The sequence below is a fragment of the Actinomyces glycerinitolerans genome, from assembly GCF_900098745.1.
GTDB lineage: Bacteria > Actinomycetota > Actinomycetes > Actinomycetales > Actinomycetaceae > Actinomyces > Actinomyces glycerinitolerans.
The window spans coordinates 531,191-545,856 of the sequence record NZ_FQTT01000001.1 but is presented as its reverse complement, the minus strand read 5'-3'; the positions used below and the strand labels follow the sequence as shown (position 1 = coordinate 545,856).

12 protein-coding genes and 1 pseudogene are annotated in these 14,666 nt (G+C 70.1%); 10 read left to right on the top strand and 3 right to left on the bottom strand.

All coding sequences use genetic code 11. The annotated features are described in order from the left end of the window. Nucleotides 1-37: 37 nt before the first annotated feature. Nucleotides 38-160, bottom strand: a pseudogene (locus tag ACGLYG10_RS15730) (DNA-binding response regulator); the annotation flags it as partial. A gap of 16 nt (nucleotides 161-176) precedes the next feature. Between ACGLYG10_RS15730 and alr the strand changes: the two are divergent. From alr to ACGLYG10_RS02235, 7 genes are all read left to right on the top strand, one after another. Continuing rightward, the gene (gene alr / locus ACGLYG10_RS02265) at nucleotides 177-1,526 is read left to right on the top strand and encodes an alanine racemase (protein ID WP_073327487.1); all 1,350 of its coding nucleotides are present in this window, start codon (nucleotides 177-179) and stop codon (nucleotides 1,524-1,526) included. Continuing rightward, complete coding sequence (gene tsaE, locus ACGLYG10_RS02260) at nucleotides 1,523-2,101, top strand: tRNA (adenosine(37)-N6)-threonylcarbamoyltransferase complex ATPase subunit type 1 TsaE (RefSeq protein ID WP_073327485.1); 579 nt, start codon at nucleotides 1,523-1,525, stop codon at nucleotides 2,099-2,101. The genes alr and tsaE overlap by 4 nt, the downstream gene beginning before the upstream one ends. 35 nt (nucleotides 2,102-2,136) lie before the next feature. Then, on the top strand, nucleotides 2,137-2,907 hold the full coding sequence (gene tsaB / locus ACGLYG10_RS02255) for a tRNA (adenosine(37)-N6)-threonylcarbamoyltransferase complex dimerization subunit type 1 TsaB (protein WP_073327484.1): 771 nt from the start codon (nucleotides 2,137-2,139) through the stop codon (nucleotides 2,905-2,907). Beyond that, entirely contained in the window at nucleotides 2,904-3,470 is a 567-nt protein-coding gene (gene rimI, locus ACGLYG10_RS02250; RefSeq protein ID WP_244542532.1) for a ribosomal protein S18-alanine N-acetyltransferase, read from the top strand. The genes tsaB and rimI overlap by 4 nt, the downstream gene beginning before the upstream one ends. 252 nt (nucleotides 3,471-3,722) lie before the next feature. Further along, on the top strand, nucleotides 3,723-4,469 hold the full coding sequence (locus tag ACGLYG10_RS02245; protein ID WP_170866444.1) for a succinate dehydrogenase cytochrome b subunit: 747 nt from the start codon (nucleotides 3,723-3,725) through the stop codon (nucleotides 4,467-4,469). An 18-nt stretch (nucleotides 4,470-4,487) separates the two neighbouring features. Then, the gene (locus tag ACGLYG10_RS02240) at nucleotides 4,488-6,488 is read left to right on the top strand and encodes a fumarate reductase/succinate dehydrogenase flavoprotein subunit (protein WP_073327838.1); all 2,001 of its coding nucleotides are present in this window, start codon (nucleotides 4,488-4,490) and stop codon (nucleotides 6,486-6,488) included. Further along, nucleotides 6,485-7,258, top strand: a complete 774-nt coding sequence (locus ACGLYG10_RS02235; RefSeq protein ID WP_073327481.1) for a succinate dehydrogenase/fumarate reductase iron-sulfur subunit — start codon at nucleotides 6,485-6,487, stop codon at nucleotides 7,256-7,258. The genes ACGLYG10_RS02240 and ACGLYG10_RS02235 overlap by 4 nt, the downstream gene beginning before the upstream one ends. Before the next feature lie 53 nt (nucleotides 7,259-7,311). Here the strand turns inward: ACGLYG10_RS02235 and ACGLYG10_RS02230 are convergent, their stop codons facing one another. Further along, nucleotides 7,312-8,361 carry a hypothetical protein gene (locus ACGLYG10_RS02230; protein ID WP_139240709.1) on the bottom strand — a complete coding sequence of 350 codons (1,050 nt, stop codon included), beginning with the start codon at nucleotides 8,359-8,361 and terminating at the stop codon, nucleotides 7,312-7,314. A gap of 231 nt (nucleotides 8,362-8,592) precedes the next feature. Here ACGLYG10_RS02230 and ACGLYG10_RS16790 point away from each other — a divergent pair, with 231 nt between their 5' ends. Further along, a complete protein-coding gene (locus ACGLYG10_RS16790; RefSeq protein WP_083565320.1) occupies nucleotides 8,593-10,059 on the top strand; it encodes a L,D-transpeptidase family protein in 1,467 nt (488 codons plus the stop codon). Nucleotides 10,060-10,066: 7 nt separating this feature from the next. Here ACGLYG10_RS16790 and ACGLYG10_RS02220 read toward each other — a convergent pair whose 3' ends face one another. Beyond that, a complete protein-coding gene (locus ACGLYG10_RS02220) occupies nucleotides 10,067-10,765 on the bottom strand; it encodes a TetR/AcrR family transcriptional regulator (RefSeq protein WP_073327478.1) in 699 nt (232 codons plus the stop codon). 179 nt (nucleotides 10,766-10,944) lie between these two features. Here ACGLYG10_RS02220 and ACGLYG10_RS16890 point away from each other — a divergent pair, with 179 nt between their 5' ends. Further along, the gene (locus tag ACGLYG10_RS16890) at nucleotides 10,945-12,840 is read left to right on the top strand and encodes an ATP-binding cassette domain-containing protein (protein WP_170866431.1); all 1,896 of its coding nucleotides are present in this window, start codon (nucleotides 10,945-10,947) and stop codon (nucleotides 12,838-12,840) included. Then, entirely contained in the window at nucleotides 12,833-14,662 is a 1,830-nt protein-coding gene (locus ACGLYG10_RS16885; RefSeq protein ID WP_348520349.1) for an ABC transporter ATP-binding protein, read from the top strand. Before ACGLYG10_RS16890 ends, ACGLYG10_RS16885 begins: the two co-directional genes overlap by 8 nt. The last annotated feature ends 4 nt before the right edge of the window (nucleotides 14,663-14,666 follow it).

The following is a 14,666-nucleotide window of genomic DNA, read 5'->3' as shown; positions in this document are numbered from 1 at the left end:
AAGTGGTCACCGATGGACACTTATGCCGTACGGCTTCTCACTGGAACTCAATGTCACGCATGAGGATGACGAGCTGCACCCGGTCGCGCAGGTCCAGCTTGGCCAGGATGCGGGTGACGTTCTTCTTCACCGAGTCGGTGGCGATGACCAGGCGCTGAGCGCCGCGGAGTGGAACAATCGCCACCGTGAACGCGTCAACCGGCACCCCGCTTCCAGCGACGACCTCCCGCGCCGTCGTCGACCTCGACGCCATCGCCCACAACGCCCACGTGCTCGCCGCGGTCGGCGGCGTGCCCTGGATGGCGGTGGTCAAGGCCGACGCCTACGGCCACGGCATCGCCCCGGTGGCCACCACCTGCCTGCGGGCCGGCGCCACCTGGCTCGGCGTCGCCCAGCTCGCAGAGGCCCTTCACCTGCGTGCCCTGCTCGACGCAGCCGGCGTCGCCCGCCCCTCCCACAATCCCGACTCCGTTCCCACCCCCGAGCGCCCGCGCCTGCTCAGCTGGCTTCTGCCCGTGCTCACACCCGACCAGGCGGCCACCCCCGGCTCCCCGCTGCGCGCCGCGCTTGCGGCCGGCATCGACCTGTCCGTGTCCACCCGCGCGCAACTCGACGCCATTGCGGCGGCCGCCCGCGCCGAACTGGACGACCCCGCCGACGGCCAGTCGGCACCGGGCCCGGCCCGCATCCACCTCAAGGTCGACACCGGCATGTCCCGCGGCGGCGCCACCCCCACCGACCTGCCCGCCCTGGCCGCCGCCGCGAAGGCCGCGGAGGAGGAGGGCACGATCGCCGTGGTCGCCCTGTGGAGCCACCTGTCCCGCGCCGACGAGCCCGCCTGCGGCTCCACCGAGAAGCACCTGTCCCGCTTCCTGGCCGCCGAACGGGTCGTCGCGGAGGCGGGCCTGAACCCGCGCCTGCGCCACCTGGCGGCCACCGCCGGCCTGCTGTGGCACCCCGATACGCGGCTGGATCTGGTACGCATCGGCATCGGCCTGTACGGCCTGTCCCCGGACCCCGCCGTCGCCACCTCCGCCGCCCTGGACCTGACGCCGGCCATGCGCCTGGAGGCGCCCCTGACCCAGGTCAAGCGCATTCCCGCCGGCCAGGCCGTCTCCTACGGCGGTACCTGGCGCGTCCCCACCGACCGCTGGCTGGGGCTGGTCCCACTCGGCTACGGCGACGGCATCCCCCGTGCCGCCTCCAACGGCGGCCCGGTCGCGGTGAACGGCCTGCGCGCCGCCATAGTCGGCCGCGTGTGCATGGATCAGGTGGTTATCGACCTCGGCCCGGCCGCCACCCCCGAGGGCGCCCCGGTGCTCCCGCCCGCCGCTGCCGGAGACACCGCCGTGCTGTGGGGCGCCCCCGCCGACGCCGTCACCCCCACCGCCGACGAGTGGGCCCAGCTGTGCTCCACCATCAACTATGAGATCGTCACCCGCCTGGGTGCGCGTGTGCCCCGTGTCTTCGTGGGCCGCGACGCCGCCGCCATCCCGGCGGTGCACGCAGGAGGGGCCCAGGCATGAGCACCGCCCACCCCGCCGTTCAGAACAGCCCCGCGCCGGCGGTGGTCGTGGACACCGACTCCGCCGACGCCACCCGTGCGCTGGGCGCCCGCCTGGCCAAGCTGCTGCGGGCCGGCGACGTCGTCGTACTCACCGGCGGGCTCGGCGCCGGCAAAACCACCCTCGCCCAGGGCATCGGCTCCGCCATGGGGGTGCGCGGACGCGTCTCCTCACCCACCTTCGTCATCGCGCGCGTCCACCCCGCCGCCGGCGCCGGCCCCGACCTCATCCACGTGGACGCCTACCGAATCTCCTCCCTGGAGGAGCTCGACGCCCTCGACCTGGACTCCGCCGTCGCCGACTCGGTCACCCTCATGGAGTGGGGCGAGGGCAAGGCGGAAGCCCTCTCTCCCGACCGGCTGGAGATCACCGTCGCCCGCCCCCACGGCGGCCTCGCCGCCGCCGCGCCCACCGGCTCCGGGGAAACCCGGGCGGTTACCGACCTGGCCCGAGTAGACGACGGCCGACGCACCGTCACCATCGCCGCCGTCGGCCCCCGCTGGGCCGGCGTCGACCTCCGCCCACTCGCCGGCTGACGCCCCGGCGCCCGGCGCTCATCTAGGCTGTGCCCGTGCGCATCCTCTCCATCGACTCCTCCCTGGGAACCCAGCTGCTGGTCGCCGACGCCCCCGACCGCCCGGACGCCGACGCGGCCCCCGCCTCCCTGAACATCCTGACCACCGCCGGGCAGGACAGTCCCCGCCGCCACGCCGAATCACTGGGCCCCATGCTGTCCGCCGCGCTCGCGGACCCGGCGGTGGCCGCGGCCCCGCTGGACGCCGTCGTCGCCGCCACCGGCCCGGCCCCCTTCACCGGGCTGCGCGCCGGCCTGGTGACCGCCCGCGCCGTCGGCCGTGCCCGTGACATCCCCGTGTACGGCGTGCCCAGCCTCGACGCCGTGGCCCGCGCCGCCCTCGATCAGCTGGCCCGGCGGGACCAGCAGGCCGCGCAATCTGCCACGGTCCTGGTCGCCACCGACGCGCGCCGCAAGGAGGTCTACACCGCCCGCTACCGGGCTCGTGGCGCCGACGACGTCGAACGCCTGGGTGAGTACGAGGTGCTGGCCCCCGCCGCCCTGCGTCAGCGCGAGGAGAGCGGCGCGCAGCCGCCTGCCGACGTCGTGGCCGGCTCCGGCGTCGCCCTGTACCCCGAGCTGGCCGCCGGCCGCGAGGTGCTGGCCCCCGTCTCCGGGGAGGCGGCCGCCCAGGTGCGCATCGCCCTGGCCCGCCTGCGTGCACTGGACGGCGCGGGGGAGGAGGCCGTGCAGCAGGCCGGACTTGGGACGGCGCCCCTGTACCTGCGCCGCCCCGACGTGCAGATGTCTGCGGGACGCGCACGGTGAACCCGCCCGGCCAGGAGGCTGCAGCGGTCGGGGTGCGGCTGCGCACCATGACGCCGCACGACCTGGAGGTGGTCTCCCGCCTGGAGCCGGAGTTGTTCGGTGCGGAGGCCTGGAGTCCGGCGACGCTCGCCGCCGAACTGGACCGCACCACCGGCCCGGGCGCCGACCGCGCCTACCTGGTCGCCCACCTGGAGGATGCCGCGCCCGCCGGTGCGGCCGACCCGCAGGAGGCGGCCGGTGCGCCGGGCCCGGGCGCTGCCGACGCCGAACCGATCGTCGGCTACGCCGGCCTGTGGTACGGGGATGGTCGCGGCGATGCCGACCTGCTCACCATCGCCACCATCCCCGCCGCGCGGCGCCGCGGTGTGGCCACCGCCCTGCTGAATGCCCTGCTGACTGCGGCCGCCGACGCCGGTTGCCGCGCCGTCCTGCTGGAGGTGCGCGCCTCCAACGAGGGCGCCCAGCGCCTGTACGCCACGCACGGGTTCAAGGCGATCGGCCGACGCCGCCGCTACTACCTGGCGCCGGTGGAGGACGCCATCGTCATGCGCCGACCACTCTGATATTTGTCTGACAATGGTGTGACGAAATGGTGGCGCTTATTGGCGTCGGCGGGCGCGATATGACGAGTCGACTCGAACCGTGTTCCCGCTGGCTATCCCCGGTTTTCCGCGGCGCAACGGGGGTGAGCGAGTGCCCGCGGGGACGCGGACGGCGGTTTGGGACCATCGGCCAGGGCGCGTTCGTAAACTGCACCCGTGGTGAAAACGTCTGCTCCCCCCAAGAAGAAGGCCGCCTACACGACGACGGTCTTCATGAAGCGTCTGATGGCCTGGTCGGGCATCATCTTCATCGTCTATCTGCTGCTTCACGCCTACGGCAACACCCACTACTTCCAGGGTGAGATCGCCTATGACCACTACGCGGTCTGGCTGCGCACCCTGCTTGAGCCACTGCTTCCCTACGGCGGCATGCTGTGGATCCTGCGGGTTGTCCTGGTGGCGCTGCTGCTGGCCCACGTGATCAGTGCCTTCCACCTGTGGTTCCGCAACCGCAAGGCCCGTGGGACTGACAAGTACGAGGTCAAGAAGCCGGGTGCCGACTACTTCGCCTCCCGCTACGCCATGCGCACCATGCGCTGGGGCGGCGTCATCCTGCTGCTGTTCATCATCTGGCACATCCTGCAGTTCACCACCCTGACGCTGACCCCCGGTGGCGAGTACGTCCACGGGCGCGCCTACGCCAACATGTACTACGGCTTCCAGCTGTGGTGGGTGTACCTGATCTACCTGGTGGCTCTGACGGCCCTGTGCCTGCACGTGTGGCACGGCGTCTGGTCGGCGCTGCAGACCCTCGGCGCCACCCGCGGCAACACCATCCCCCTCATCCGCCTGATCGCCTTCATCGTCGCCTTCGGCCTGTTCCTCGTGTTCATGTCGGTGCCGACGGCGATCCTCTTCGGCTGGGTCGACGCCCCGATGGCCGCGGCCGACTACTACCCCCAGTTCTGCGACGCGATCGGTTCGGCCTCCGAGCAGTTCGCCCACTGCGCTGCCTACTGATCGAGAAGTGAGTGAATGATGACTGAACTCATCGACGGCCTGTACCGCGAGGGCGAGAAGATCGCCGACACCAAGGCGCCGCACGACGTCCCGATCGCCCAGCGCTGGGAGCAGCGCAAGTTCAACGCCCAGCTGGTCAACCCCGCCAACCGGCGCAAGCTCGACATCATCGTGGTCGGCTCCGGCCTGGCCGGCGGTGCCGCCGCGGCGTCGCTGGGGGAGCAGGGCTACAACGTCAAGTGCTTCTTCTATCAGGACTCCGCCCGGCGGGCCCACTCCATCGCCGCGCAGGGCGGTATCAACGCCGCGAAGAACTACCGCAACGACGGCGACTCCGTATACCGGCTGTTCTACGACACCGTCAAGGGCGGCGACTACCGCGCCCGGGAGGACAACGTCTACCGGCTGGCCGAGGTCAGCGCCAACATCATCGACCAGTGCGTCGCCCAGGGCGTTCCCTTCGCCCGCGAGTACGGCGGCTTGCTGGACAACCGCTCCTTCGGCGGCGTGCAGGTCTCCCGCACCTTCTACGCCCGCGGCCAGACCGGACAGCAGCTGCTGATCGGCGCCTACCAGGCGCTGGAGCGGCAGGTCCACGCCGGCACCGTTAAGGAGTACCGCCGCCACGAGATGCTCGAGCTGATCGTGATCGACGGTCGTGCCCGCGGCATCGTCACCCGCGACATGGTCACCGGCGAGATCGAGACCCACCTGGCCGACGCCGTCGTGCTGTGCACCGGCGGCTACGGCAACGTGTTCTTCCTGTCCACCAACGCCATGGGTTGCAACGCCACCGCCATCTGGCGGGCGCACCGCAAGGGCGCCTACTTCGCCAACCCCTGCTACACGCAGATCCACCCGACCTGCATCCCGCAGTCCGGCGACTTCCAGTCCAAGCTGACCCTGATGAGTGAGTCGCTGCGCAACGACGGCCGCATCTGGGTGCCCAAGAAGGCCGAGGACTGCGAGAAGGACCCGCGCGAGATTCCCGAGGAGGACCGCGACTACTACCTGGAGCGGATCTACCCCGCCTTCGGCAACCTGGTCCCGCGTGACATCGCCTCCCGGCAGGCGAAGAACATGTGCGACGAGGGCCGCGGCGTCGGCCCCGCCATCAAGGAGCGCGACGCGCAGGGCAATGAGCGCATGATGCGCCGCGGCGTCTACCTGGACTTCTCCGAGGCCATCGGGCGGCTCGGCCGTGACGCCGTCTCGGCCCGCTACGGGAACCTGTTCGAGATGTACCAGCGCATCACGGGCGACGACCCCTACGAGGTCCCCATGCGCATCTACCCGGCCGTGCACTACACCATGGGTGGACTGTGGGTCGACTACGACCTGGAGTCCAACATCCCGGGCCTGTACGTGGCCGGCGAGGCCAACTTCTCCGACCACGGCGCCAACCGCCTGGGGGCCTCCGCCCTGATGCAGGGCCTGGCCGACGGCTACTTCGTGCTGCCGGACACGCTCAACGACTACCTGGCGGACATGCTGCGGATCGGTAAGGTCGACCCGGACGCCCCGGAGATCGCCGAGGCCCGCAGAAACGTTGAGGAACGCGTCGAGCGGCTCATGGCGCTGCGCGGCACCCGCTCCGTGGACGACTTCCACATGGCCCTTGGCCGCATCATGTGGGAGTACTGCGGCATGGAGCGCCGCGAGGAGGGACTGCGGGAGGCCATCGGCCAGATCCGCGCCCTCAAGGAGGAGTTCTGGCGGGACGCCCGCATCACCGGCGAGGCCATGGAGCTCAACCAGGCGCTGGAGAAGGCGGGCCGCCTGCTCGACTTCTTCGAACTGGCCGAGCTGATGTGCATCGACGCCCTCCACCGCCGCGAGTCCTGCGGCGGCCACTTCCGCGCCGAGTCCCAGACCCCCGAGGGTGAGGCGCTGCGTCACGACGACGAGTTCCTCTACGTGGCGGCCTGGGAGTGGGGCGGCGAGAACCAGCCCCCGATCCTCCACAAGGAGGACCTCATCTACAAGGACATCGAGCTCAAGCAGCGGAGTTACAAGTGAACATCAAGCTGAAGATCTGGCGCCAGAAGAACCAGGACTCGGAGGGGCACTTCGAGGAGTACTCGATGACCGGCATCGAGGAGCACATGAGCTTCCTCGAGGTCCTCGACCTGCTCAACGAGCAGCTCTTCGCCGAGGGCAAGGAGCCCGTCGCCTTCGACTCGGATTGCCGCGAGGGCATCTGCGGGCAGTGCGGCGTGGTCATCAACGGGCAGGCCCACGGCCCGATCCGCTCCACCACCTGCCAGCTGCACATGCGGCACCTGGCAGAGGACCCCTCCTTCAAGGACGGCTCCACCATCACCATCGAACCGTGGCGCTCCACCGGCTTCCCGGTGCTCAAGGACCTGATCGTGGACCGCTCCGCCCTGGACCGCATCGTCCAGGCCGGCGGGTACATCTCCGTCAACACCGGCGCCGCCCCGGAGGCACACTCCGTGCCCGTGCAGAAGGACAAGGCCGACGCCGCCTTCGAGGCCGCCGCCTGCATCGGCTGCGGCGCCTGCGTGGCCGCCTGCCCGAACGCCTCCGCCATGCTGTTCACCGGCGCGAAGATCTCCCACCTGGGCCTGCTCCCGCAGGGCCAGCCGGAGCGGCTCGCCCGCGTGGTCAACATGCTCAACCAGCACGACGCCGAAGGCTTCGGCGGCTGCACCAACATCGGCGAGTGCGCGGCCGTGTGCCCCAAGTCGGTGCCGCTGGAGGTCATCACCCGGCTGAACCGCGACCTCGGCCACGCCCTGTGGAAGGGCCAGAAGACCACCGCCTGAGGGTTTCGGATCCCGGCCCGAGGCTCCGCTTTCGCGCCGCGCAGTAGCTCTGCTCAGAGCTGCTGCGCGGCGTCGTATATCTCCCGGGCCTGTTCACGCGGGTAGCCGCTGTCTCGGCCAACTTTGCCGTCGTGCATGTCATAGAACACGCAGGAGTAGCCGGAGACGCCGTTGGCGGCCCCGGCCGCGGTGCACAGCGTGACGTCGGTGAACCCCTGTGTTCCGTCAATGGCTGCGAGGATCGGGGCGGCGTGGTCAAGCGCAGGAGTGTCCTCATCGCCTAGGGGCAGACCGCGTACGTCAATAGTGGGTTGAAGCTCGTTGCCCGGATAGGTATTGGTGGCGTCGAGCGTCAGCCTCGGCTCAGTGCCGGACGCCGGAGGTATCGCGGTGACCCTGTCAATAGCATCGAGCAGTGGCTGGTTATCCGCGGTCGACTCGATCTGGACCTCCCACCCGTCCAGCGTGAACCGGTCCTTCAGGCCGACTGTGGCGGCGTTGTCGCTGAAAGATGTTGTGGCGAGCAGATCGGTGGGGACCGCGTCCACCTCGCCGCGCTTGACGTCGAGTGAGTTCGATCCGATGGTCACGGACTCGGCTCCGCCCTCGGCGAGGCCGATTGCGGTGCCGATCAGCTCGACGCGCCGGGCACGCACCGGCTCGGTGAGCTTGTCGTCGCTCGTTGTGCGCGGGTACACGCTGACGCCGTAGTGGTTCAGGGAGGCGGAGCGATACTGCCACTCCAGCTCGATGCTGAAGTAGTCCGCAGTGACGTGGCGGTCCTCCATCGCCTTCTCGAGCGCGCCGTCGATCACGGCGGCGGCGTCTGTGGCGTTCGTATCCGGAACCAGAGTGACTTCGGCTTCGAGGCCGCACCCCGTCTCCATATAAGGGCGGCAGTAAACCCTGGCGCGCGCGACGGCGTCCTGCTGCTTGAGCCACCGGCTCATTGGTATCTGCCCCTGATCGACGCAGCTCACGAACGGGACCAGGATCATGAGTGCCAGGGCGAACACGATCGCCGCTCTGACGCGTTTTCGCCGCTTGGCCGGCGGGGCTGCGGCATTTCGAGTGTCGGCGGCGTTGGCGACAGGAGTGCTCATACAGGGATGGTGGATGACTTCGCCGATGCGCACCAGGGGCAGCGTTCCCCATCGCGGCTCGCGCAGACGTCACTTGGCCGGGCAGAGCGGTGGGCTCACACCGGAGTCCTCAATCATATCGACCGACCTCGGCGCATGTGACGGCGGCCACCGGTTAGCAATCACAGTCGACCGCTGTATGGTTGCCACCTTCTCACAAGATGTCGTTACACTGCCTTAACCGGAGGGACGGTGAACAGACTTCTCGAACTGCGGCGCGCACTGGCCGCGCATACACCCAGACACGCCGCCGGCGGACTCGACGTTCGCGGGCGGGTGATCGCCGTGCTGCTCGCGCTGGTCCTGGCGGCGCCACTGGCCGGCATTTCCGGCCGCGCCGCTTATGCCGTGGGCCTCGCGCCCGCCGGTGCCACCGTCGGTGGGCAGAACATGGCCGGCATGACCCGGGCCGAGGTTGCCGCCGTCGTCGCGAATCAGGCCGCCGAGACCACGGTCACCATTACGGTCGCCGGACAGACCATCACCACGCCTTTGGCGCAGGCCGGCGGGCGCGTCGACGCCGACGCCATGGCCCTCGCCGTCGTGTCCGGTGAGGACCCGGCGTCCCCGGCCACCCCCGGGGGTGAGCCTGCCGCCACCGTGGACCCCGACGCCGTGGCCGCCCTCGCCGCTCGCATTGACGCTCAGGCGGGCAGCGCCGCCGTGAACGCCTCCATCCGGCCCGCCGCCTCCGGGGACGCCTTCGAGGTCGTCCCCGGGGCCAACGGCCAGGGCGTGGACGTCGATGCACTGACCGCCGTCGTCGCGTCCGCTACCGAGACCCTTACCTCCCAGAGCGTCGAACTGACGCTAGTGGACGTCGCCCCCGCCGTATCGGATGCCGCCGCCGAACAGTCCGCCGCGGCCGCCAACACGCTCATCGCCCCCGCCGTGACGCTCACCGCCGAGGGAAAGACCATGACGGCCGACGCCGCCACCCGCGCATCCTGGGTGGGCACCACCGCCGTCAACGGCGAACTCGTGCCGACGCTGCTGGAGGAGAGCGTCGCCGTCTGGGTCGACGATGCGGCCGCGGCAATTGAACTGGACCCCATCACGGGCATCGACAATGTCGACGCCGAGGGCAACCTGCTCGAACCCGCCCGCCCCGCCCAGGACGGTCTGGAGGTCACCAACCGCACCGCGGTTACCGACGACATCATCGCCGCCCTCGACTCCGGCGAGTCCTACAGTGGCGAACTGACCACCCAGGCGGTGTCCGCCGACACCGAGCAGCGGGTGGTCTCCGCCGGCACCGATCGCTTCGCCTACAGCGCCGACGACGGCGAGAAGTGGATCGACATCAACCTCACCGACTCCACGATTACCGCCTACGAGGGCTACCAGCAGGTCCACGGCCCGGTCCTCATGAACCATGGCGGCCCCGGCAACGAGACCATCACGGGCACCTACGAGGTGTACCTGACCTACGCCGAGCAGGACCTGGGCTGCAGCCCCGGCTGGTCCTACTGCCAAAAGGACGTGCACTGGGTGACCTACTGGCACGGCAACTACGCCATCCACTCCGCCCCCTGGGCCGAGCACTTCGGGGTCGGCTCCGACGCGGGCTCCCACGGCTGCATCAACCTGCCGGAGGATGAGGCTCATTGGTTCTACAACTGGGCGGACATCGGCACCACCGTCGTCAGCCACTACTGAGTCACGGCTACTCGGCGGCCGCGATACCGCGGATGATGACCTCGAGCTTGCGGTCCAGCCAGCCGCGGTCGATCCAGGCGCTGGAGGGGGCCAGTGCGGCGGGCAACTGCTCCGCCCGCCCGTCCGCCTCGTAGCGCCTGCGGGCCTCCTCCAGACCGCTCGGCCCGTCCGGGGCGCCGCCTCGGCCGTCGGCGCTCGTCCCCTCCGGCGAGGTCGTCGGCGCCCCGCCCACGGGGGCGCGGGCGACCTCCGTCTGGAGGTGCACGCTGATCACCGTGTCGGCGATGAAGTCCAGCGCCAGGACGGCGTCGTCGGGGGACAGGCCGCCCTGCGTGAAGGCCTGCCGCGCCTGCGTAATGGGGCGGGCGAAGAACTGGTAGGCCCAGGAGGTCGACACAAGCACGCCCGCCAATCCCGGCCGCGCCTCAAACAAGACCCACAGGCGCTCGGCGTAGTCGCGCGCCACCTGCCGCCAGGGACCGCCCAGATCGGAGAAGTCGGTGTCGGCGGCCACCCGATCCAGGCAGGCCCGCAACAGATCCTCGCGTGAGCTGATCGTGCGGTACAGCGCCGAGGTCGCCACCCCCAGCCGCTGGGCCACGTCGGAGAGCGTGAACCGGTCGATGCCGATCTCAAGTGCCGCCTCCACCACGTCCCGGCGGGCGAATCCGGGCTTCGGCCCGGTGGGATTGCCAAGACGAGTCATGTGTCCGACCTTACGCGGTCCGTCGATTCGGCGGTGAGGGGAGGCGTAGTGAGCGCCGCGAACCGTTTTGCGTACGGCCCTTGCCCACCGCTCCGGCGCCAACTAAGGTCGCGCTCAGTAAATAGAGAAAAGCATTCTTGATTGGAGTGTGAGACATGTCCGCTGCACATACCACGACGATGAGCGCATCACCGGCCCGGTCGTCGGAGGCGTCCTCTCCGCCCGTCTCTAGGCCGCCGACCGATACCGATCCCCGTGACCAGGGCACCGGCCGGGGCGGTCGCAACGCCGAACCCGGCGACGACCGGGCCCGCGCCGTCGCCGGGCAGGCGGCCGTTAAGCGCCTCGGTGCGCCGGTGCGTTCCCGGCTGCGCCTCGGGCAGGTGCTCGTAGTGATTGCCGGGCTGCTTTCCATCGCCCCGTATGTGGCGCTCGTACAGCTGGGCGACATCCTGCTGGCGGCGCACGAGGCGGGCTCTGCCCCCGACCCGGAGCGCGTGCGCGCCACGGTGATGGTGCTGATCGGCGCCTACTCCACCCGCCTGCTGCTGTACTCCCTGGCCCTGCTCATCACCCACTTCGCCGACCTCGCTCTGCGTGACCGGCTGCGCCGCGACATCGTGGCCCGACTGACCCGCACGCCCCTGAGCTGGTTCACCGCCTCCACCTCCGGACGGCTGCGCAAGGCGGTGCAGGACGACACCACCACCGTGCACACCGTCATTGCACACGGGCCGGTGGAGCGCCTCAACGCGGTGGTCTCCCCGGTAGCGCTGTTGGCCTGCGCCTTCTGGATCGACTGGCGGCTGGGACTGTTGAGCATCGGCACCATCCCGCTGTTCTTCGCCACATACTCCCTGTCCATGCGCGGCATGAATGAGAAGACCGTGGAGATGGACCGCCGCCTGGAGAACATCTCCTCCGCCATGGTGGAGTTCGTCGCCGGCATCGGGGTGGTCAAGGCCTTCGGGCAGGTCGGCCGCGCCCACGCCGCCTACCTGCGCGCCGGCGACGAGTTCTCCACGTTCTACCGCGCCTGGGCCATGTCGATGATGAATATCAGCTGCTTGTCCATCACCTGGGTGTCCATCCCGGTGCTGCTACTGGTCAACCTGGGTGGCGGGAGCCTGCTGCTGCGCGCCGGTCTGGTCACGCTGCCGCAGATGCTCACCACCACACTGATCGCCCTCGTGCTGCCCGGAGCCATGGTCACCATCGCCAGCGTCTCCTGGTCCTACCAGCAGGCCGGGGCGGCCGCGCTGCGCCTGTGCGACATTCTCGACGCCCCCACCCTGCCCGCCGCCGTCCACCCGCGCCGCCCCGACGGCGCCCGCGTGGAGATCGAGCACGTGTCCTACTCCTATGGGCGGACCCTCGCCGTCGACGACGCCTCCCTGGCCCTGGAGGCCGGCACGGTCACCGCCCTGCTGGGCCCCTCCGGCTCCGGCAAATCGACGCTGGCGACCCTGATCGCCCGCTTCGCCGACCCCGACGCCGGCACCGTGCGCATCGGCGGGGTGGACCTGCGCGACATGGATGAGCAGACCCTGTACGACACGGTCTCCTTCGTCCTCCAGGATCCCCAGCTGCTCGACGCCCCTATTCGCGACAACATCGCCCTCGGCCGCCCAGGCGCGGACCTGGAGCAGGTGCGTGCCGCCGCCCGCGTCGCCCAGATAGACGACTTCATCATGACGCTTCCCAGCGGCTATGACACCGTCGTCGGACGGGAAACGGCCCTGTCCGGCGGGCAGGCCCAACGCATCGCCATCGCCCGGGCCGTCCTGTGCGACACCCCGGTGATCCTGCTCGACGAGGCCACCGCCATGGCCGACCCCGAGTCCGAGGCGGAGATTCAGCAGGCCCTGGCGGAGCTGGTCAAGGGGCGCACGGTGCTGATGATCGCCCACCGGCCCGCAGCCGTCCGCGGTGCCCACCGCATCGTGGTCATGGACCGCGGCCGCATCGTGGCTACCGGCACCCATGACGAGCTGCTGGCCGAACCCCACTACCGGGCGCTGCTGCGTCAGGGCGGCATCGACGTCGACGACCCCCAGGAGAACAGCCATGACTGAAACCATGAACTCGGCCACGCCTACCACCGTGAACCCGACCGCAGTCGGCGCCCGGGCCGGAGAACATCCGGACGTCTCCCGCTCCCTGATGGCCCGGTACCACCGCCTCATGGGCCCCGTCGCCTGGCGGCAGGTTATCGGCGGCATAGGAATCGGAGTCCTCAGCGGCATCTTCTCGGGCCTGGCGCTGCTGTTCCTCCTGCCGGCCTCAGTGGCGCTGGCGACCGGCCGAAACAGTTGGGGACTCGGCTTCGGTGGCTGGCTGATCGTGCTCGCCGTCCTCGCCGTCGCGGCCGCCGTCGGCGACTACTTCAGCCAGCGCATCGGTATGACGGGCGCACTCGGCTTCCAACACGACGTCCACTACGCCATAGGTGATCAGGTGGCCCGTGTGCCGCTGAGTTGGTTCACCGCCGACTCTGCCGGTGTCATGTCTCGGGCCGTCTCCCGGGAGATGATGTCACTGTCCGAGTCGGCGGCACACTTCCTGAATTCGCTGAGCACCACGGTGGCCGGATGTGTGGTCATCTGGCTGGGCTCCTGGGTCTGGGACTGGCGGCTGGGGCTGCTGCTGACCTGCTCGGCGCCGTTGCTGGCGGTGTTCCTGCGGGTCTCCCGCCGTCTGATCGACCGCGGCAAGGCCGTTTCCGAGCCCGCCGAACGCGAGCTCGCCGCCCGCATCGTGGAATTCGCCCGCTGCCAGGGGGCGTTGCGCTCCTGCCACGCGGGCACCGACTACCGCCAGCTGGCCGACGCCTTCGACGTCGTGGCCCGCACCTCCCGCCGCGGCCTGTGGTGGGAGACCGCCGGCAACCTGGTCAACGGAGTCCTGGTCCAGATCATCATCGTCGCCATGATCACCCTGTCGGCGGCCCTGGCCGTCTCCGGGGCCTTGGAGCCGTTGCAAGCGGTCGTCACCATCGGCATCTGCCTGCGCTTCACCACCATGCTCGACGCCATCGGCACCACCACCGCCGGCATCGAGGAGCGCCGCCAGATGATGAACCATCTTGACGCCGTCATGGACGTGCCCCCGCTGCCGGAGCCGGACGCCGCCGCCGGGGAGTCCGAACCCGGTGCCGTCGAGCTCGACGACGTCCACTTCGCCTACCGGGCCGGAACACCGGTGCTGCGCGGAGTGAACATGCACGTGCCCGCACACTCCATGTGCGCCATTGTGGGCCCCTCCGGCAGCGGCAAGACCACCATCGCCCGCCTGGTCGCCCGCTTCTGGGACGTGGACGCCGGCACCGTGCGGGTGGGCGGCACCGACGTGCGTGACATGCCGGTCTCTCAGCTCATGGGGCAGATCTCCATGGTTTTCCAGGACGTCTACCTCTTCGACGACACCCTGGAGGCCAATATCCGCATCGGGAACCTCGGCGCGGATGCGGCCCGGGTGCGCTGGGCGGCCGACCTGGCCGGGGTCACCGAGATCGTGGACCGGCTGCCCGACGGCTGGGACACGCGCGTCGGCGAGGGCGGACAGGCCCTGTCCGGCGGGGAGCGCCAGCGGGTGTCCATCGCCCGTGCCCTGCTCAAACAAGCACCCATCGTGCTGCTGGACGAGGCCACCAGTGCCCTGGATGCGGAGAACGAGGCCCATATCGTGTCCGCCATGCAGGAGCTGCGCCGCAACTCCACGCTGATTGTGATCGCCCACAAGCTGGAAACCATCGCCGCCGCCGACCAGGTCGTCGTCCTCGGTGCCGACGGGCGCGTGGCTCAGCACGGCACCCACGCCGATCTGGTGGACGCCCCCGGCCCCTACCAGGACTTCTGGAACTACCGCAGCCGCGCCGCCGGTTGGCGGCTCGTGTGAGCGT